General features: G+C 32.3%; 18 protein-coding genes. All 18 read left to right on the top strand.

All coding sequences use genetic code 11. The features are described from left to right. The first annotated feature begins 33 nt into the window (after positions 1-33). The 18 genes from PLX19_RS07995 to PLX19_RS07910 all read left to right on the top strand — a co-directional run bounded on the left by PLX19_RS07995 (position 34) and on the right by PLX19_RS07910 (position 22,163). Positions 34-1,104: an EpsG family protein gene (locus PLX19_RS07995; RefSeq protein WP_272188001.1), complete on the top strand. Its 1,071-nt coding sequence runs from the start codon at positions 34-36 to the stop codon at positions 1,102-1,104. A gap of 74 nt (positions 1,105-1,178) precedes the next feature. Further along, entirely contained in the window at positions 1,179-1,946 is a 768-nt protein-coding gene (locus PLX19_RS07990; RefSeq protein ID WP_272188000.1) for a glycosyltransferase family 32 protein, read from the top strand. Next, the gene (locus tag PLX19_RS07985; RefSeq protein WP_272187999.1) at positions 1,939-2,547 is read left to right on the top strand and encodes an acyltransferase; all 609 of its coding nucleotides are present in this window, start codon (positions 1,939-1,941) and stop codon (positions 2,545-2,547) included. The genes PLX19_RS07990 and PLX19_RS07985 overlap by 8 nt, the downstream gene beginning before the upstream one ends. A gap of 91 nt (positions 2,548-2,638) precedes the next feature. Next, on the top strand, positions 2,639-3,841 hold the full coding sequence (locus PLX19_RS07980; protein ID WP_272187998.1) for a glycosyltransferase: 1,203 nt from the start codon (positions 2,639-2,641) through the stop codon (positions 3,839-3,841). A gap of 80 nt (positions 3,842-3,921) precedes the next feature. Continuing rightward, on the top strand, positions 3,922-4,953 hold the full coding sequence (locus PLX19_RS07975; protein WP_272187997.1) for a glycosyltransferase: 1,032 nt from the start codon (positions 3,922-3,924) through the stop codon (positions 4,951-4,953). A 17-nt stretch (positions 4,954-4,970) separates the two neighbouring features. Next, positions 4,971-6,131 carry a polysaccharide pyruvyl transferase family protein gene (locus PLX19_RS07970; RefSeq protein ID WP_272187996.1) on the top strand — a complete coding sequence of 387 codons (1,161 nt, stop codon included), beginning with the start codon at positions 4,971-4,973 and terminating at the stop codon, positions 6,129-6,131. A 13-nt stretch (positions 6,132-6,144) separates the two neighbouring features. Then, positions 6,145-7,335: a glycosyltransferase gene (locus PLX19_RS07965; RefSeq protein WP_272187995.1), complete on the top strand. Its 1,191-nt coding sequence runs from the start codon at positions 6,145-6,147 to the stop codon at positions 7,333-7,335. A 12-nt stretch (positions 7,336-7,347) separates the two neighbouring features. Next, positions 7,348-8,529: a glycosyltransferase gene (locus PLX19_RS07960; RefSeq protein ID WP_272187994.1), complete on the top strand. Its 1,182-nt coding sequence runs from the start codon at positions 7,348-7,350 to the stop codon at positions 8,527-8,529. 20 nt (positions 8,530-8,549) lie between these two features. Beyond that, positions 8,550-9,737, top strand: coding sequence for a glycoside hydrolase family 88 protein (locus PLX19_RS07955; protein WP_272187993.1), 1,188 nt, complete (start codon positions 8,550-8,552; stop codon positions 9,735-9,737). Between the two features lie 42 nt (positions 9,738-9,779). Next, the gene (locus PLX19_RS07950) at positions 9,780-10,304 is read left to right on the top strand and encodes an acyltransferase (protein WP_272187992.1); all 525 of its coding nucleotides are present in this window, start codon (positions 9,780-9,782) and stop codon (positions 10,302-10,304) included. Between the two features lie 200 nt (positions 10,305-10,504). After that, positions 10,505-11,674: an acyltransferase family protein gene (locus PLX19_RS07945; RefSeq protein ID WP_272187991.1), complete on the top strand. Its 1,170-nt coding sequence runs from the start codon at positions 10,505-10,507 to the stop codon at positions 11,672-11,674. 103 nt (positions 11,675-11,777) lie between these two features. Next, positions 11,778-12,704, top strand: a complete 927-nt coding sequence (locus tag PLX19_RS07940) for an SP_1767 family glycosyltransferase (RefSeq protein WP_272187990.1) — start codon at positions 11,778-11,780, stop codon at positions 12,702-12,704. Positions 12,705-12,748: 44 nt separating this feature from the next. Continuing rightward, positions 12,749-13,756, top strand: coding sequence for a glycosyltransferase (locus PLX19_RS07935; protein ID WP_429757257.1), 1,008 nt, complete (start codon positions 12,749-12,751; stop codon positions 13,754-13,756). Positions 13,757-13,959: 203 nt separating this feature from the next. Continuing rightward, on the top strand, positions 13,960-15,507 hold the full coding sequence (locus PLX19_RS07930) for a lipopolysaccharide biosynthesis protein (protein ID WP_272187988.1): 1,548 nt from the start codon (positions 13,960-13,962) through the stop codon (positions 15,505-15,507). A 92-nt stretch (positions 15,508-15,599) separates the two neighbouring features. Continuing rightward, on the top strand, positions 15,600-19,169 hold the full coding sequence (locus PLX19_RS07925) for a chitobiase/beta-hexosaminidase C-terminal domain-containing protein (protein WP_272187987.1): 3,570 nt from the start codon (positions 15,600-15,602) through the stop codon (positions 19,167-19,169). Positions 19,170-19,297: 128 nt separating this feature from the next. Then, the gene (gene galE / locus PLX19_RS07920; RefSeq protein WP_272187985.1) at positions 19,298-20,326 is read left to right on the top strand and encodes a UDP-glucose 4-epimerase GalE; all 1,029 of its coding nucleotides are present in this window, start codon (positions 19,298-19,300) and stop codon (positions 20,324-20,326) included. 593 nt (positions 20,327-20,919) lie between these two features. Next, on the top strand, positions 20,920-21,510 hold the full coding sequence (locus PLX19_RS07915; protein ID WP_272187984.1) for a sugar transferase: 591 nt from the start codon (positions 20,920-20,922) through the stop codon (positions 21,508-21,510). A 20-nt stretch (positions 21,511-21,530) separates the two neighbouring features. Then, positions 21,531-22,163 (top strand): acetyltransferase, encoded by a 633-nt coding sequence (locus PLX19_RS07910; RefSeq protein ID WP_272187983.1) that lies wholly within the window; start codon positions 21,531-21,533, stop codon positions 22,161-22,163. The last annotated feature ends 7 nt before the right edge of the window (positions 22,164-22,170 follow it).

Raw genomic sequence — 22,170 nt, 5'->3', positions numbered from 1 at the left:
AATATATGCTTACGATGTGGAAGTGATTGGTAAATGACTGTGTTATGGATGAATCTTGCTTTAGTTTATTTTTTCTCTTTCTTTGCAAGGTATTTTTCTAAACCGGCTGTTACGGTAGAATCTTTTGTCAAACCGAATAAATTTTTAGCATTTTGCGCTATGACAATTTTAATATTAGTATCTGGCCTTCGTAATAATATTGGAGATACTTTTGCCTATATGCATTCATATGCTACTTTGAATTTTAGCTGGGAAACTATTAAGTCGCAAAAGGACATTGGATTTAATATCTATCAGATGTTTTTACAAAATTTTTCCCATGATCCGCAACTTCTGATTTTTGTAACGGCGTTAATTACAAACACATTAATTGTGATTGTATTATATAAATATGCAAGAATGTTTGAGTTAAGTTTATTTGTATATATAACAGGTGGCATGTTTTTAACTTCAATGAATGGAATAAGGCAATTTTTGGCGGCTGCGATTGTATTTGCTGCAACGAAATATATACTCGAAGACAATTGGAAAAAGTATATTTTAATTATCCTGTTTACATCAACTGTACACCAGACTGCGCTTATCCTCATTCCTATTTATTTTATAGTTAGGAAAGAAGCTTGGTCAAAACAAACATATATTCTTCTCGTTTGCGCTGTATTTATCGTTATAGGGTTTAATCAATTTATGGATGCTTTATTTACGGTGATAGAAAATAGTCAATATAGTGAGTATAAAAACTTTTCTGAGGGCGGTGCAAATATACTTAGGGTTATTGTTTATGCTGCACCAATTCTTCTCGCTTACCTAGGGAAAGAAAGATTAAGAGAGTTGTTTCCCAAAAGCGATTCTATTGTAAATATGTCTATACTAGGACTTGTCTTTATGATTATTTCAACACAAAACTGGATATTTGCTAGATTTTCTATTTATTTTGGATTGTATCAATTAATATTAATTTCTTGGGTTGTAAAAGTTTTTACGAAAAAAGATCAAAAGCTTATTTATTATGCTATTTTATTATTCTATATGATGTATTACTACTATGAATGTGTAGTAAGCCTTTCAGGCGTTGGATATGGAAGTAACTTTATAAAACTTTAAAGTTATATTTGAATAAGTATAACGAATAGAGCATAAAAAAAGGGGACTTCCTACTTTAAAGAGGAGGCTTTAAAGTGAAAAAAATCGAAAAAATACCCAGAACTATACATTACTGCTGGTTTGGAGGAAATGAAAAATCTGATATTGTAAAAAGATGTATAGAGAGTTGGGAAAAGAATCTATCGGAATATGAAATAATAGAATGGAATGAAGATAATTTTGATATAAACTGTAATTCATATGTAAAAGAGGCATATAGATCTGGCAAATTTGCATTTGTAAGTGATTATGTTAGAGTACATGCTTTATATTATTATGGCGGTATTTATTTGGATACTGATGTAGAGGTATTTAAATCTTTTAATAATCTATTGCACCATGATTCATTTTGGGGATTTGAACAAGAAAATTACATAGCTACAAGCACAATAGGAGCAGCTAAAGGAAATAAGTTTATAAAAACATTTCTAGATTCATATGAAGAAAAGGACTTCATTAAAGAGGATGGCAGCTATGATGATTTGACGAATGTGGCTATTGTAACGGAGATATTAAAAAATCGAGGGTTAATAACAAATGGAGAGTATCAGGAAATAGAAGGGATAGGAACCTTCTATCCACAAACGTATTTCTCACCATATGACTATATTAATTGTAGAAAATTTATAACGGAAAATACATATGCCATGCATCATTTTCATAAGAGTTGGTTACCACCTAAAACGCGGATAAAGAGTAAAATAAAATTAATTTTAGCAAAAATTATAGGTGGGGATAATATTGCTAAGTTAAGAAAACATGTGGGGCAAAAAGAAGTTTTTAAGGAGAAAATGCATGATTAATATATTTAAAAAAATATTCCAAACGCTAGCTACAGAAAGTCGTAACAGAGGGTTATACTTTGCGGTGTTGATGAATATTTCACACTTAATCGGTGTATTAAGAGGCGCTTTCTATAAGTTAATATACTTCCGTAATATAAATTGCTCAATCTTTTCACTCCAAACAAAAAGTAGGATAGAGATTTTTAATAAGCATTCAAAAATTAATATTGGGAAATTTGTGTTTGTTCGAAAAAATGCGAGTATTCGTATTGATTTTAATGGGGTACTAAATATAGGCGAGAAAGTGTTTATTAATGATAACTGTAACATTAATTGTATAAATAAAATATCAATTGGAAGAAATACAAAGATAGCTCCTAATGTAAGTATTAATGACCATGACCATAATTATAAGAACATTGAAGATGGTCACTTAATAAAGGGTGAAGTAAAGATAGGGGAGAATGTTTGGATTGGTTCTAATGTAGTTATATTGAGAGATACGTTTATAGGTGATAATACTGTGATAGCTGCTGGAAGTGTTGTAAAAGGACATATTCCTTCAAATACACTGTTTGTAAATAAACGAGAAAACGTATGTATCAATCGCACTAGTTGAAGTGGTTCATGTGAAAGTATCGTCTATATATTTTCAGAATGTATAATGATGTCACTTATATCAAGAACAAAATATGAACGCGGGGAATTACATGAAAAAGAATATTTTAATTTCTATTTATGATATGGAAATCGGCGGTGTGGAAAGAAGCTTAATTAATATGCTAGAAACCTTTGACTATAACAAATATAACGTAGATTTACTAATATTAAATCACACAGGAGATTTCATACATTTAATTCCTAATAAAGTTAATGTGTTACCGCAAATAGGTAAATATACTGTATTTAGAAAATCCATTAGGCAATGTATACAAGAAGGCTATTTTTTAGCATCATTTATAAGAATAGTAAGCAAGTATATTGCAGGTAGGAAATCAAAACAAAGGCAATTTAAAGAAGGATCAGGATACATTCAGATGCAGCTTGTTTCAAAATATGTATCATACTTCTTGCCTAAACAGAAAAAAAAGTATGACTTTGCAATTAGTTATGCATGGCCGCACGACATTTTAGCAGATAATGTAAATGCGAATAAAAAAATAGCTTGGATCCATACAGATTATAGTACGTTAGAAATTGATAATGAAATAGATGTTACTATGTGGAATAAGTTTGATTATATTGCATCTATATCGGATGAATGTACAAAAACGTTCTTGACTGTATACCCATCACTGAGAGAGAAAATCTTGCTTATAGAAAATATTACTTCACCAGAGTTTATTCGGAAAATGGCCGCTAATGTTGTAGGTTTTGACAAGGAAGATAATGGAACTTTTAATATCGTATCAGTTGGAAGATTGTCCTATGCCAAAGGATTTGATCGTGCTATAAAAGCACTTAAAGTTTTACATGACAAAGGATTTAATAATATAAAGTGGTATGTGATAGGATATGGCTCAGATGAAGCTACTCTTAAAGAATTAATAGCAAAGAATAATTTAGAAGATAGCTTTATATTATTAGGCAAGCAAACCAATCCATATCCATATATGAAAGCATGTGATTTATACGTGCAGCCGTCTAGATACGAGGGAAAAGCAGTTACAGTTACAGAGGCTAAAATACTTGAGAGACCTATATTGATTACGAATTATCCTACTGCAGGTAGTCAGTTGGAAGATGAGGTTGAAGGTATAATATGTGATTCAAGTATTGAGGGGTTAGTTAAAGGGATTGAAACTCTATATAAAGATGATAAGCTCAGAAATACATTGATTCATCATTTAAAAAGTATGGATTATAGTAATAGCTATGAGTTAAATAAATTATATAAAATTATAGAACACTAAAACAGATTATTTAGGAGATTATATTACAAATATATCAATTATTATAATGCAGGGTATTCTGGTAGAGGCGGGATTTAGGCATGAGCATAAAAGTAAGTGTAATAATACCGGTTTATAATGCAGGGAAATATATTACACAGTGTGTGGAATCACTTTTAAATCAAACACTAGAGCAATGTGAATTTATATTTATTAATGATGGTTCGACGGACAATAGTAGAGAAATTATTGAGGGCTATAAAGAACTAGATCGTAGAATAATACTTATAAATCAAGAAAATCAGGGTGTAAGTATTGCAAGGAATAAAGGGTTGAGTGTAGCAACTGGGGAATATGTTGGATTTGTTGATGCTGATGATTACATAGAGGGAAAGATGTATGAAATATTATATAACTCTGCAAAGCAAGATGATTGTGATGTAGTTATATCAAATATTAACGGCGAAATGGAAGGACATAAGGTAGCGATAAGGTACCCATTTCCAGTAGACACTGTTCTTAAAAAAGAATATATATACCAGGAACTATTGCCTTATTTTCTTAAGACAGATCATTTAAATACCGCTGTGAATAAAATTTATAAAAATAAAATAATGAATGAAAATGATGTGAAATTTCCGGAAAAAGTTACATTAGGAGAAGACGGAATGTTTAACATTGAATTCTTTAGTAATGCAACTAGTATGAAATATATAAATTATGCTGGATACCATTATAGAGAGGTAACGGGCAGTGCCACTAGAAACATAGTAGAAAAAGATTATTTTAAGAGAGCTGTAGAAGTGTATAACATGGACTTGCCACAAATATATACTGATAAGGTCGACAAAGTAATGGTGCACCAGTTAAAATCAATAAAATTTATAAATAATGTAATGTCTTATATATATATTTATTTTACCCCATCTAAAGATGTAAGTTTTAGTATGAGGTATAAATATGTAAAAAATATGATTCAAAACAAATATGTTAGAGAAGCGTTATCTATCTATTGCAGTGAAAATTATAGTAAATTAGGAAGATATGAGAAAGCTGTGATAAACATGATAAGGAAAAAGTCAGCAATTGGACTATATTGTGCTGTTGCTTACAGTAGATTTCGAAGTAAATAGTATTGGGAGAGGTTAATATGAAAATTATGATGTTTGCCCATGGAGGCAGTTTAAATAGAGGATGCGAAGCAATAGTTCGTTCTTCTACGAGTATTATAAAAGAGAAAAAAGATGACGCAAAAGTGTACTTAGTATCAAGTAAACCAGAAACGGACAAGATTATTCCAAAGTTGGATGAAATATATGATGGTTCTAGCAGTGATATAAAGAAGTATTCCTATGATTGGTGGATGGCTGTACTTAAAGTAAAGCTTTTCAATGATGAATCTTATGCATTAGCTAAAATAGAAAATAACATCATTAAACGTATAAAAGATGTAGATGTATGCTTATCTATAGGTGGAGATAACTATTGTTACGGAGAGCAGCCTGCATTGTATGAGATAGATAGAAGAGTAAAAGCACAAGGGAAAAAATTGGTTTTATGGGGATGTTCTATCGGTGAAGAGGACATGTCTGAGAAAAAATTAGAGGACTTAAAGTTGTTTGATGCAATACTAGCTCGTGAAAGCCTTACTTATAATATGTTAAAAAGTAAGGGGCTCAATAATGTTAAATTATGTGCTGATCCGGCATTTACTATGGAAAAAGAGGAACTGGAACTGCCTAAGGGATGGCAGGAAGGTAATACAGTTGGATTAAACTTTAGCCCACTTGTATGGGAGAGAAATAAAGACTCCCAAGGTGCAGTGAGAGAATTAATAAATCATATATTAAATACTACAGATTTAACGATTGCTCTTACACCTCATGTTATAATCGATGGAAATAATGATTATGAAGTTTTATATAAATATTATGAGGAATTCAAAAATACTGGGAGAGTAATCATACTGCCAAATGACTTAAATGCAATACAATATAAGGGATATATCGCTAGAATGAGATTCTTCATAGGAGCTAGAACACATGCGACTATAGCAGCGTATTCGAATTATGTTCCGACTATGGTGTTAGGGTATAGCATAAAGTCAAAAGGAATATCGAAAGATATATTTGGAGAAGAAAAATTAGTTTTAGGGTTAGAAGAAATATCAAACAGTGAGAAACTAAAAGCTAAATTTGATGAGATGGTAAGCGAAGAAACACAATTAAGACAAACATTACAGAAATCTATCCCTAATATAAAGAAGATGTCGTATAAAGCAGTAGAATATTTAAAAGAATTGGCTAAGTAATTTGAGGTACATTATGAAAAAAAATCTACTGTTTGTTATGCCTAGTTTATCTGCTGGCGGTGGGGAAAAAAGCTTAGTAAATTTGCTATCTCAAATAGACTACAGTTTGTATAATGTGGATTTATTTCTATTCAGTAAAACAGGGATATTTATAAATTCACTACCGAAGGAAGTAACTATATTAGATCTGCCAAGTGATTATCAGGTATTTGCACGTAGCTTCCAACATTCAATAGGGAACTTTTTAAAGAATGGAAAGATTAACTTGGCGTATGCAAGATCGTTATTCGCTATTAAGAATAGAGTGATAAAGGAAGCTGCTATTTCAGAACAGTATACGTGGAAATATCAAAGCAAATCATTTGAAACTTTAGAAAAAGAGTATGATGCAGCAATAGGATATCTTGAAAAATCATCCATATATTTTGTGATTGATAAAGTGCGGGCTAAAAAGAAGATCGGATGGATTCATACAAACTATTCAGATTCAGGAATGGATTATAAATTTGATACTGCCTATTTTGAACAACTTGATCATATCATAACAGTTTCAGATGAGTGTGCAAAATCATTACAAGACAATTTTCCACATCTGACAAATAAAATTGCGGTTATACACAATATAGTAGCACCCCAGATGATACACGATTTATCTAAAAGGGCTACAAAAGATGATGACTTATTTGATAACAATTATACAAGTATTATAACTGTTGCCAGATTAAGCCGCGAAAAAGGCGTAGATTTAGCAGTAAAGTCTTGTAAGCTACTTCTTGATAAAGGGTACAGGATTAAATGGTATGTGCTAGGAGACGGGGATGACCGGGATACATTAGAAAGATTGATAGAAGACTATCACTTATCAAACCATTTTAAGCTATTAGGAGTTAAAGAAAATCCATATCCTTATATTAGAAAAGCAGATATATATGTACAACCATCTAGATATGAAGGGAAGTCTATTGCAATCGATGAAGCAAAAATACTGCATAAACCAATAGTAGTAACTAACTTTGAAACTGCAAAAGATCAAATTCATCATGGAATTAATGGAATCATTGCTCATATGTCCGAGGAAGGGATAGCAACTGAAATTGAAAATCTCATTAAAAACATAGAATTGCGAGAAAGGCTCATAAACTATTTATCTACAGAAACATTAGGGACTGAAACAGAAATAAACAAGCTCTACGGAATTCTATAAAAGGTGATTAGCATGAAAAAAGACATATTATTTGTTATTAATAATTTGAACTGCGGTGGAGCTGAGAAGTCATTAATTTCTCTATTGAATACGATTGATTACTCTCGTTATAATGTAGATTTATTTCTATTTAAGCATGAAGGTTTATTCTTTAATAAAATACCTGCTCAAGTAAATATATTAGAAGAACCTTCTGAGTACCGGTTGTTTGATATGTCCATAAAAGCAGCTATTATGCAATGCTTGCGGCAAGGAAAAATCAATATCGCTTTATCGAGGGTTTGTGCAGGCTACATATTTAGAAGTGAGAAAAACAGTGCTCGTTGCGAACAAAGGGTTTGGCGTTATTTATCTAAATCTTTGCAAACTCTTCATAAAACATATGATGTAGCAATTGGGTACTTAGAAAAGAACCCCGTTTACTTTTGTATAGATAAGGTAAAGGCAAACAAAAAAATTGGCTTTATCCATACCGACTATGACAAGTTCGGAATGGATGCTAACCTTGACATGCAGTATTTTCGTTCATTAGATCATATCGTAACAGTGTCAGAAGAATGCGCGAATGTTTTAAAACAAAGATTCCCTATATACAAGGATAAGATAGGTGTTCTTCATAACATAGTATCTCCAAGTATGATTTATAAAATGTCGCAAGAAAAAGCAGATATAAAGCATAAGGGGATAAAACTTGTTTCTGTAGGGAGATTAAGCAATGAAAAAGGATTCGATTTTGCTGTAAAGGCATGTAAAAATCTTGTTCAAAATGGATATGAAATAAAGTGGTATATCGTTGGCGAAGGCGAGGAACGGAATAAGCTAGAAACAATGATAGAAGAGAACCATCTCCAAGAGCATTTTTTTCTGCTAGGAATGAAAGAAAATCCATATCCATATATAAAAGAAGCCGATATATATGTTCAACCATCTAGATTTGAAGGGAAATCGATTGCAATAGACGAAGCAAAAATACTACATAAACCAATAGTGGTAACAAACTTCAGTACAGCTAAAGATCAAATAAAGCACGAAGAAAACGGGATTATTGTAGAGATGAACAGCAATGCAATTGCAGAAGGCATTCAAAAAATGATACATGATGAAAAGTTAAGGAATAAATTAATACAGAATTTATCAAATGAAGAGCTGGGAACCGAGTCGGAGATAGAAAAATTATACACATTATTGAAGTAGTATAGAAAGGACATAATCATATGATTATACAAGCAGTAGCTTTTACATTACTTGTTGTAATAGTAATTATCATAATGATTGATTTAGTTCCTATATGTAAAGCTTGGATAAGCAGAATAAAAATAGGAAGATATACGAATCAAAATGTATGGAATCAATCAATTACTAATATAGGTGTGAAATGGCTAAATAAAACACCAAAAATTAAAGTAACGGATAATACGAGATTAATAGCCATTGATATGCTGAAAGGGAACTATACAGAACGTGCTATACAGCACTGGCAAGAAGCAGCTTTACTACTGGGATTGGCGGAATATTTGAAGTGTAACGACGATAAAGAAGTGAAGCATGAAATTACGAAATTTTTAAATTCGAAATTCGATCGTAATGGGCAATGGATAAATAAGCCTCAATATGTAGATGGTGCAATACTTGCCTATGCTGTTATGAAGCTAAATTTTGTAGACGTAGATACATACAAACAAGCATTAGATACTGTTTGGGAAATGATCCATGACCATATAGGAGAAGACGGCACAGTACAATATAGAAAGTTCATGAAGCATTATAGATATGTAGATACTATCGGTTTCATATGCCCGTTTTTAGTTTCTTATGGTGTCCGATATAAAAAAGCTGAATGTATAAACTTAGCAGTAAAGCAGATTAAGGAATATGAACAGTACGGTATGTTGAATCAATATAATATACCGTGTCATGCTTATGATCTGAAGAGTAAAGCGCCTCTTGGATTATATGGATGGGGAAGAGGGCTTGGTTGGTTTGCTATAGGCCTTATCGATGCTTGGAATGAACTTCCGGAAAATAGTGAGCATAAATACGAGCTAGAAGAAAGCGTAAAACGATTTGCCAAAGCTGCCCAGGGTTTTCAGCAAAATAACGGGAATTGGAACTGGATGGTAACGAGGGCAGAATGTACACCAGACTCTTCTACAACAGCAACATTAGGCTGGTTTATGCTTCAGGCAGCAAAAATAGAAGAGATTTCAGAAGAATGTTTAAAAAGTGCAGAAAAGGCTATTCAGTATTTAATGAAAGTGACGAAAAGGAATGGAGCAGTTGATTTTTCACAAGGCGACACAAAGGACATAGGTGTATACTCTATGCTGTTTGATATACTTCCCTTTACTCAAGGGTTCTGTATTAGAATGATAAATGCATCTAACAATTCTAAGGCCGTGTGATTGAGTATGATAAAAAGACTGGTCAATTTTTTAAAGGCTAGATTGAAAAAGTTTGTACTAGATGAAATATGGTTAGAAGATTATATAAAGCTGGGAATGAAGATAGGAAATAATTGTTCTATCCAACCAGGAGTAATGTTTGACTACTCTCATTGCTGGCTAATAAGGATAGGTAACAATGTTACTATAGCACCACAAGCGTATTTATTAGCCCATGATGCTAGTACAAAAAGATTAAATGGTTATACGAAAGTTGCTAGTATTACTATAGAAGATAATGTGTTTATTGGTGCAAGAGCTTTAATTATGCCAGGGGTTACTGTAGGTAAGAACTCAATAGTTGCAGCTGGAAGTATAGTAACAAAATCCGTACCAGAAGGAAGTATCGTAGCTGGCAATCCGGCAAAAGTCATATCTACGGTAGAGAGCTACATAGAAAAGAATAGAACATTAAGTAGTGTTGCTAAATTTTATGATAGCAGCTTCACTATTCAAGGGAATATATCTCATTCTGATAAGAGAAAAATGTATGAAGAACTAGTGAATGGCACAGGATTTATCGAATAAAGATCTTTCGCAAAAGGATATTTTTATAAGGAATTTTGGGACAGAAATGTATAGCTTACTATGTTTATAGTGGAGCTAATCATTTTCTGTCTTATTTTTAGATACACGGTAGAGCATGTACAAGCGGAGTGTATTAAAAATATGAATTTACAGAATAGATCTGAGTTGGTGGAAAGTATTTTTTTAGAGAGGGAGAAATCATGATAAAACGTTATAAAGAGTTAGATTCCCTTAGGGGCATTGCTGCATTAATGGTATTGTTAGCTCATTTTTTAACTGTTTTTCCTATGTTTGGACAAAGAATAATAAGTTCAAATTACAGTAACTATATAAAGATTTTATGGGATGGTCATGCAGCGGTAGTAATGTTCTTTGTACTAAGTGGTTTTGTATTGTCATTGCCTTTTTATCAACATAAAGAATTTAACTATTCTAAATATCTAATTAAGAGGCTATGTAGAATTTATATTCCTTATTTTTTAATTTTGGTTATGGCGATTATTTTCACAAGTATACTAAACTCTAAAATTGATACAATACCCGAACTAACCGGATGGGCTACTTCTTGGGGCAGTGAATTATCCTTTAAAAATGTAATACAGCATATTTTGTTCTTAGGAGAATATAATTCGGATACATTTATTATGGTGATTTGGTCTTTAGTTCATGAGATGAGAATTTCTATAGTATTTCCTTTCATTATTTTTCTCTTACTTAAAGTAGATTGGAAAATAAGTACTGGAGGAGCAATGATTCTTTCAGCTATTGGTTATTTATTGATGATGAATATTCCAAGCGAGTTTCATGCGCCAGTATCGACGAATTATTTTGTTACACTCCATTATATCGCAATGTTTATAATTGGCGCATTGCTAGCTAAAAACAGAGAGTATTTAATAAGTAAGACTATGGACTCGAAAGTAAAATATCTATTGCTTCCTTTCGGTATTTTATTTTTTAATTATCCGCGTATTCCTTTTATGCCATTATCAAAATTGGTCGGTGAAATGGATTATTCTCTATATCTTATCGTGATTGATTGGTATATATCTTTTGGTGCAGCCTTGATTATTCTTTCTGCATTAAGTCTAAAACGATTTTCGAAGTTATTAGTAATGAAACCTATTTATTTTATGGGGGAAATATCGTATAGCCTTTACTTAGTGCATCCGATTGTTTTGCTCACGACGATTCATGTTCTTTATGGGAAAATATCTATCCTTTTCACGTTATTGGTTTCTTTCGTGATTACGATAGCTGCGTCAATCTTGTGTCATAAGTTCATTGAAATTCCATCAATAAAAATGGGACGGAAACTGGCTGCAGCAAATAATAGAATTGCTTTTCCATGGAGGAAAAAGGTCAGTTAAAGAATAGAAAATAATTAAGTGAACTACCTAACCTAAGGATAGCAAGAGAATAATTATTTTATGGACTATCCAATTGAAGGAAATACTTAGAAGGGGGTTCGGTATGGGGAAAATAAAGGCAAAAAGTACGTTGGTTTTTGTTTGGAACACATTGGTTGATATAAAAATTCAAAGCATGAATAGAGCGCTTATTATGAAAGATTGGTTTATGAAAAAATTGTTTAGACCGCCTATCATTCAATCTATAGACGACACTTTAGCCAAAATAATTTATGATAAGGCTTCTGTAGCTAGGTACGGTGATGGTGAGTTTAAATTAATTCAGAATCGAGATATAACATTTCAACAAGCTGATCATTTGTTGTCCAAAAGGTTAAGAGAAATATTGTTAAGCGAAGATCGTCATTTCTTAGTTTGTTTGCCAGATGTCTTTCAAGACCTAACAAAATATGCAGATGAACCAAGGGATTATTGGAGTCTCCATATCGCGAAATTTAGATTAAAGTGGTACAAAAATTTTAAAAAAGGAAAAATATATTACAATTCTTTTATATCGAGAATTTATTATCCTTTCCGTGATAAATCAAAATGTAAAGATTGGTTTATGTTATTAAATTTAATATGGAAGGACAGAGATGTAGTTGTAATAGAAGGAAATAAGAGTAGATTAGGTGTTGGAAATGACTTGTTTGATAATGTTAAATCGCTTGAAAGAATTTTAGTACCAGAGGAACATGCATTTTCACATTATCATAAAATCTTAACAGCAGCTAAACAAACTGATCCATCTAAATTAATTCTATTAGCAGTTGGACCTACCGCTACTGTATTGGCATACGATTTATATAAGGCGGGATATCAAGCCATTGATATAGGACATGTAGATATTGAATACGAATGGTTTTTAAGACAAGCAAAAACAAAAATTAAAATTAAAAATAAATACGTATGCGAAGCAGGGGCCGGGCAAGGTGTAGGAGATATTCAAGATGAAAAATATTTGAATGAAATTAAAGCTATAATAAGATAAGCATAAAGGATGTAGCAGATGGGAGTAATGTAGAGGTGAAAGGATTGTGCGAATTAATAAGTGTGATTGTTCCCATATATAATGTGGAAAAATGGCTACCTCGATGTATTGAAGGCATTTTAAATCAGCCGTTTACCAATATTGAATTAATTCTTGTTAATGATGGTTCGTCGGATAAATGTGGTAAAATATGCGAGGAATATGCAAAAAAAGATAATAGAATTAAAGTCATACATAAAGAAAACAAAGGAGTGAGCAGTGCAAGAAATACAGGGATTGAAGTTGCCACAGGAAAGTATATAGTGTTTATTGATCCTGACGATGAGATAAGTAAAAGCTATTTTACTAAATTATATAGCACTGCGGAAAATTATAACTGTGATGCGGTAATATGTGGATACGAAACAATTCCCAATCATAGTATAATCACTCCTAATTTTAAGTTAAATACTGTTATGAATGGGAGGGACTTTGTATTAAGTTCTTCAAATATTCATTCTAGTAATGATCTATGTTTCTCATGGAGATATATGTATAATTTAAGCATTATAAAAGACAAAAACATCAGATTCAATGAACAAGTGTTTATTGGGGAAGATGTTATTTTTAATTTGGAGTTTCTACTGAAGTCACAAAGAGTATGTGCGCTATCAGAAATTCTATATTTTTATAATGTAAATAATTTAAATAGTTTAATGAGAGCTCCGTATAAACCAAATTTAGAGGGAAGTTTAGTTTTACAATATAAAATAAGAAAACAGCTTTCCAAAGAATTTGGTTTATTACAAGAGAAACATTTTAGAAAAGATATGGCAAATTACTATATAAACAACATATATAGGTTATTAATTAATAATTTAAAAAGCGATCCTTATGCGAATGTGAATAGTGCGTTTCGTAGGATTGTAAATTATGAGATGTTCTCTGATAGTTTCAAGGAAATCGGCTTTTCATATCAATGTAATAATTTTAAAGAGTATCTTTATTATTTAGCGTTAAGGTTTAAGGTGTACCCATTAATTATTCAAGCATATAAAAGAGAAATGATATAAATCGCAATTAAAAACATGATATAAAGCTTTTGGAAGAAAAGTCTAGAGGCATTCAACTGTAATCCAAAAGGAGAGAGCGGATGCAGGTCGTTATGTATTCGACATAGTAGCAGCGACTTGTATGTCGGAAAATTAAAGTAGCTTTATAGAGATAGTATCTTTCAACGAAAAGTGGTTCTATATTTTTGGAAGCAGGGGGAAAAATGAGAGTTAGAAATTCAATTATCAATATATCAGCCGGCATAGGTAGTCAAGTTATTATTACAATATTAAGTTTTGTCTCAAGAACAATGTTCATTACTTACCTAGGAGTTGAGTACTTAGGGGTAAATGGACTATTTACAAATGTATTAGGAATGTTATCTTTAGCTGAGGCAGGAATAGGATCTGCTATTATATATAATCTTTATAAACCAGTAGCAGATAATGATGAAGAAAGAATCAATGTCCTAATGAAATTTTATAAAAAGGCATATATGGTAATCGCCTTAATCGTCTTACTGTTGGGACTAGCACTTCTTCCTTTTCTTGGATATATCGCTAAAGATGCGAAAGTTGAAAATATTCATGTGATTTACATCATCTTTTTACTGAATACGGCTTCGTCGTATTTATTTTCTTATAAAAGCTCATTTTTAAATGTTTGTCAAAAGGGATATATTGTTACAGGAGTCTACTCTATTTCATCCATTGTGTCTACTTGTATAAAGTTGGGGATTTTATATTTTACACACAGTTATATTTTATATCTCATAATAGATATTATAATAACAATTACTACCTCTGCAGGTTTGGCAATGATGGTAGATAAAATGTACCCATTCTTAAAAAACAAAACAGCAAGTAAATTAGATGGTGAAACAAAAAGTAATATTGTAAAAAATGTAAAAGCCTTAATATTACATAATATAGGTGGATACGCTGTTTTTGGTACTGATAACTTGTTGATTGCTTTTGCTGTTAGCGTGAAAGCTGTCGGTTTATATTCTAATTATTATATGTTAATTAACATTTGCAGAACGTTTATTAATCAAGTTTTTGATAATATGAATCACAGTGTAGGAAACTTAGTAGCAAAAGAAAGCGATGATAAAATTTATAGCGTATTTAAGGTTACTATGTTTTGTAACTTTTGGATTTATTCATTCTTTACGATATCTTTGTATGTTCTAATGGAACCATTCATTACCTTGTGGATTGGTTCAAAATTTATAATGGATACAAGTATATTGATAATATTGATGATTAATTTTTATGTGTCAGGAATGAGACGTTCTATATCTATGGTGAAAACAACATCCGGAATTTTTCATGAAGACCGATATGCTCCCTTTGTTGAGGCTACTGTGAATCTTGGTATTTCTATTATTTTAGTTCAATATTTGGGCATAACAGGTGTTTTCATCGGAACGCTTATAAGCACCTTGACAGTTCCGTTTTGGATTGCACCTTATTTAGTATATAAAAAGGTATTTCATCAACCGGTAAGAAAGTACTTTTTAAAATATGTGTATTATGCAGCAATAGGAATTGGAACCTGTCTAATAACAAGTTTTGTATGTAGTCTCATTCCATATGGGGGGTTTTTACAATTAATTATAAGAGGGATTATTTGTTTGATTATTCCCAATGTGCTGTATACGCTTATTTTTTATAAAACAGTTGAGTTTAAATATTTATTTGGAATTGTAAAAAGCATAATAGGAATGCTTTTTGATAAATTAGGAATAAATAAGAAAATCACCTATTAATCTAGGTAGTATAATTTTACAATATCGTTAACATACCCAATCCGTTGCCTTTATAAAGCATAATATGTAGAAAAAAGAAAAGGTGTGATTGGATGGAGATATATGTAATAGAGTTAGATAGGTGGAATATAAAAAACGATGGGACAAATTCTGTTGCTACTACAAAGGGTATAAATGATGCGTTAGTGTGGGCTAAATCTCAAGGCTATAATCATGTTATATTACCAGCCGGCACATATAAGCTAAAAATCGACAGTACAACTTTTTCATGTATTGTGATGCAAAGTAATATGCATTTTGAAATGGCGGATGGATGTATATTGCAGTTAGAAGCGAATTCATCGCCTTGGTATAGGATATTTGAAGTCAAAGGAATTAAAAATGCAAAGATTAGCGGTGGGAAAATAGTTGGAGACAAACACACACATATATATGAATTAGGAGTGAAATTTGTAAGAGGAGGCGTCAATGCTGACGGTTCATTGAATAATCAATCAAATTTTATTCGCAGTGAAATAATAGATAGATATAAAGATCCAGGATTGTTGAAATCCTTTAGACTATGGCCTATTTCGGGTTTGGCTGCCAAAGTATATAGTTTTTATCAGTATAAAGATACGGTTTCTGCTAGTACGTTGGCCGGTTTTAGAACAAATGTACAATTTGCTTCGATAGAGTCAACAGGAAGAGGGTGGTTTGCACCAATAGCCAATGCTAATAAGATGGTTTTTGTGATTGACATTACCTCAACGCCGTTAAGTGATGCTCAAATTGCTCAACTTACTGCTACAGTTACTAGTGAAAACTATACCCATGAGTGGGGACAAGGCATAGAAATAGTTGGTTCAAATAATATTGAAATAAATAATGTAGAGATATGCGAATGTACTGGGGATGCTATTTCTACGGGATGGCTGCAATATAGAGTTAACCCGGATGAGTATACGCAAGAAGAAATGGGGTCGCATATCTATATTAACGGTTGTGATCTTCATCATTGCAGAAGACAAGGAATTACCCTTGGCGGCTCAAATGATATTTATATTTATAATAATAAAATACATCATATCGGAAAAGCGAGCGATGATGTTACATCGGACTTTCGTAATGGGACTGCGCCAATGTTCGGGATAGATATTGAGTCTCTGGTCAGTGAAAGCAATATACCATATAAATCTCCTTACTACGGAAAAGATGGATTAGAATTAAATTTTAGAATCTATATTTACAAAAACTATATTTATTATAACGAAAGAGGACATTTTGTAAACGCAGACGGTAATAATATAACGATAGAAGATAATACTTTTGAGGGTCGCAATGTTGGGGGCGTTAGTTCATATCCGACAAATATGTATGTAAAATATCTTAACAATATTTTTATTAGATGCGAGCTTTTGGTTGAGGGGGATAATTTTGTTCACGGAGTAATTGGAAATAATGCAAACGTAAAACTAGCCGACATAAGGGGAGCTACAATACAAAATGTTCGCTTAAAAGACGGGATATTTTATGGCAATGGTAGTTATGGATACTTTGGAACATCTGCTGTAGATGTTGAAAACAGCACATTTTCTTTTAAAACGGCTCATGGTATGGGGAATTCTGCTCAAATATGTTTTGAAGAATGGGTAGGAAAAGTTCCTGCTGGAATTAGTGTAGATAAAGTATATTATGTAGTAAATCGAACGGACTATAGCTTCCAGGTTTCTGAAAAGATAAATGGTGAACCTGTAGCGATTTATGATTCGGGAGAATGGGGATTTAATATAAGTAGGTATAATTATGGAAGATGCTATATCTCAGATGTTGTAGTAGAAAGAGATTGGAATTATGACAGTTCACCAGGGTTTGCCCTTATTCTGACAGGGGGGATTATGGAGAATGTCGTAGTTAAGAATTACAATGTAGACATTAAGCCATTTGATAATTATGTGGGGAGACCGAATATAATAGACGGTTTAACTATAGTGGGAGCAGGCGGCAATATAAGTTCCTGCAATATAAGCGATAGTAAAATGATAACAGGAACGTATCGAGATATTGTGCTAGGTTCTACGCAAAATCCTTATATAGGTGTGTATGCAGAGAATTGTTTATTTGAAAACATGGGTGTAAATCTTATTAACGCCGTCATAAGTAATAGTATGTTTATTAATAATTGTACAGTTTATAAAAGCGATAATGTTCTACAGGCAATATTAACAAATAGTTATTTAGAAAATAGTAAAATATTTCTTCACTGGTTGAGTTTACAAAAGGGAGTGCTCATAGCAAAATGTCTATTTAATAATGTAACTACGGATGTTAGTCCAAATACGATTATGATAGATAACTTAGATATAACGAACTCTTTAGCTGACTTGAAAGCGCCCGTTGTTACAGCTACTCCAAGTGGAGGTGTATTTAGCGCCTCTCAAAAAGTAATACTAACTACGAATGAACCAGCTAACATGTATTATACTCTTGATGGAACAACACCTACTACATCCAGTGCTTTATATACGGGAGGATTGACAATTTCACAATCTACTACATTAAAAGTTCTTGCAGTTGATAACGCAGGAAATCAAAGTAAGGTAAAAGCATTTAGATATATCATTAAAACGGCTGCTCCGGCTGATGTTACAAATTTAATTGTTTCTGCTGTAAGGAATTCTAGTATTGATTTATCATGGACAGCAAGTACGTCTAAGGATGTTGTGAAATACGATGTTTATAAAGGGACAACTTTGTTAGGAAGCGTTACAGGAACAACATATACGGCTACAGGGCTTGCTCCAGCAACTCTGTATACATTTACTGTAAAAGCGGTAGATAAGTTTGGGATTGCTTCAAGCGGTGTATCAGTAACAGCCACTACTACTAATGACAATACTCCGCCAAGTGATATAACAAACCTAGTTGCAAGCAGCATTTCAGTTAATACAGTTGGTTTAACTTGGACAAAGAGTGTATCCTCTAATGTTCAGTCATACGAGGTGTATCAAGGAGCTACTTTAATCAATTCTGTTACGACTCCTTACTATATTGTATCAGGATTGAAGGCTACTACAGAATATTCGTTCACAGTTAAAACAAAAGATCTAAATGGCAATCTTTCAAACGGTGTAAATGTAAAGGTAATAACACAGACAACAGCAGTAAATTATGTAACAGACGGACTTCTTTTATACCAAGAAAATCCTGTGAACAATTCAACTATCTTAAATCCGGACAGTTATTTTATAACAAATAAGCCATTTACAATTTCTCTCACAGTTCAATGTCCTATATCATCTTCTTTATTAAGAAGATCGGGCAGTTCAGATAATAAGTTTAAAATTGAACGAAATATGAATAACCAATTTACAGCACAGTTTTGGGCTAAAAATATAAATACGGGCAGTAATGATTATCCTTCAGTTAGTTCAAGTGTTTATACTGATGAAACAGCCTATTATCATGTGGTTGTCTTGCGAAATAGCGCAAATCTAATTATGTATGTTAATAATGTAGAAGCAGCTAGGTATATAATGGGAAGTGATAAGGTGATTAACGAATCCACACTGCCAATGCTTTTAGGTACAAGTGCAAAAACAATAGTATTTAAGAATATTGCTTATTATACCCGAGCGTTAACAACTGCTGAATTAACGCAAAATTATAATGCTTTAAAATAGGAACCGATCGTTAAATGGAATAAGGGAATAGAAAAAGCATTTCAATTTGTTATGTTAGAACAACGAACTGGTATGCTTTTTTTATGTTTTGTGTAAAAAGACATATGATAACAAGGAGGAAAAAACACATGAAAATTTTAGTGACAGGCGGAGCAGGATATATTGGAACTCATACGTGTGTAGAATTATTAAATGGCGGATATGAGATAATTGTCGTTGATAATTTTTCAAATAGTAAACCAGAAGCTTTAAAACGTGTTCGTGAAATCACAGGGAAAGATTTTAAATTTTATCAGGCAGATATATTAGATAAAGAGATGTTAGATAGCATTTTTAATGAAAATCAGATTGATGCTGTTATTCATTTTGCAGGACTAAAGGCGGTGGGCGAGTCGGTTGCGTTACCACTTTGGTATTATCATAATAACATTACAGGTACACTTGTATTATGCGAAGTCATGAAAAAGCATGGTGTAAAGAAAATGGTCTTTAGTTCTTCAGCGACAGTATATGGAATGGCGGAACAAGTACCGATTTCCGAGAATTTTGCACTTGGGGCAACGAATCCTTATGGGCGCACAAAACAAATAATTGAAGAAATATTACGTGATCTGTATGTGTCTGACCATGAGTGGAGTATTTCTCTTTTACGTTATTTTAATCCAATTGGAGCACATAAAAGTGGGCGAATTGGAGAGGATCCAAAAGGCATTCCAAATAATCTTATTCCGTACATTACGCAAGTAGCTGTTGGAAAGCTAAGTGAATTAAGCGTTTTTGGGGATGACTATCCAACACACGATGGTACAGCTATGAGAGATTATATACATGTTACAGATCTTGCGATGGGACATTTAAAAGCACTTGAAAAGATATCGAGATCTCAAGGGGTAGAAGCGTATAATTTAGGGACAGGATGTGGTTATAGCGTATTGGAAATGGCGGCCGCTTTTGAAAAAGCATCCGGTAGGAAAATTCCTTATAAAATTGTAAATCGTCGTCCGGGTGATGTGGCTATTTGTTATGCGAATGCAACAAAAGCAAAATTAGAATTAGGATGGGTTGCTAAAAGAGGAATTAAAGAGATGTGTGAAGATTCATGGAGATGGCAGTTTAATAACCCAAATGGTTATGAGGAAAAAAATTATATATTATAAGAGATGTAAGTGAATAAAAAATTGTTGGTAATAGAGTAGAAAATAATACAAATTTCACTTAAAATAGCTAGAGTTTGTATATGGAAATAGATTTCTTAAAAGAGGGTTTAAACATGAACATTTCTGAAAGAATAACTCAGCAGCAATTTAAAGAGATACTCCTGTATATATACAGGAGAGGTGAAGAATCAAAAAATGTGGAAGTAAACCATTTGATAGAAGAAATTAAACACTACCTCATTTCGATTATGTATACATCAAAATAATATATAAATCTAAAAAATAAATAGAGATAAAAAATTGATTCTAAGATTTATTGTGAAATAATATTTATATAAATACGAATTGAAAATCGGCATAAAACCGTTCTTTTTAATGAACTAGCATCTGGTCATGTGTAGATATGATCAGTACTTTTTCTGACACGTTCAAAGTGGAACATAAGAGAGAAAACGAGTATAAGTTCTTTTTTTCTGTATAGCGGCAACTTATATGTTGAAAAATCAAAAAGATTTATATATTACGAAAGCCTTGCATACTATCGCTTTGTGAAAAGGTGCTCACAAAAATCTTGGATAGGAGTATGATTATTAATGAAAAGAACTTTTGATTTATTGATTTCTTTGTTTTTGTTATTGTGTTTATCTTTTGTCATCCTTGTAGTAGCCATTTTTGTTAGATTGAAGTTAGGATCACCTATCATATTTAAACAACAACGCCCAGGACTATATGGCAAACCATTTTATCTTTACAAATTTCGCACAATGACTGATGAAAAAGATAATAAGGGTAATCCTTTGTCTGATCAAGTAAGATTAACTACATTTGGTAAGTTTCTTAGAAAATATAGTTTAGATGAATTGCCACAACTACTAAATGTCGTGAAAGGTGATATAAGTTTAGTAGGACCGAGACCATTGTTAATGGAATACTTGCCTTTATATACTAGTGAACAAGCTAAAAGACATCATGTAAAACCTGGAATTACTGGTTGGGCACAAGTGAATGGGAGAAATGCAATTACCTGGGAAGAAAAATTCGAATTAGATGTATGGTATGTAAATAATCAATCTTTTTTAATTGATATGAAAATATTATTTCTTACACTAATAAAAGTGTTTAAATCAGAAGGAATAAATCAGGATGGTCATGTAACAATGGAACGTTTTAGGGGGATCAATTAAACTGTGAGAGAAGGTAACAAATGAAAGTTGTATTGATTGGACAAGGTGGTCACAGTAAAGTTATAAAGGATATTATTTTGTCAAACAAGGCATATGAAATCGTTGGATATTTAGATGATCAATATGAAGAGATAACTACAGTAGATGATACTTATTTCGGCCCGATTTCAAGTGTATATCACATGATTAACGATTTTAAGCAAGCAAAATTTGTTATTGCAATAGGGAACAATAAAGTTAGAAAAAAAATTGCCGAAAAATTGGATCTGCCTGACAATTGTTATGTCACGCTAATACATAAAACAGCCGTTATAAGTCCGAATGCTAAGATAGGGAATGGTACAGTTGTTATGCCCAATGCAGTGATTAATGCTGGCACTCAAATTGGTAATCATTCTATCATCAATACAGGTTCTGTTGTGGAACATGACAATGTACTAGGTGATTTTGTCCATATTTCTCCACATGCTACACTTACAGGTTCTATCATCATTGAAGAAGGGGTGCATATAGGGGCAGCAGCTACTCTGATTCCAAGTGTTAAAATCGGAGAATGGTCTGTTATTGGAGCGGGAGCGGTTGTAATAAAGGACATTCCCCCTAGGTGTACAGTCGTTGGAATTCCGGCCAAAGTAATTAATAAATTGAACTAATAGGAGT

Source organism: Bacillus sp. BP-3, assembly GCF_028401955.1.
Lineage (GTDB): Bacteria > Bacillota > Bacilli > Bacillales > Bacillaceae_G > Bacillus_A.
The sequence above is the reverse complement of the archived record's forward strand: the minus strand, read 5'-3'. Positions and strand labels throughout refer to the sequence as shown.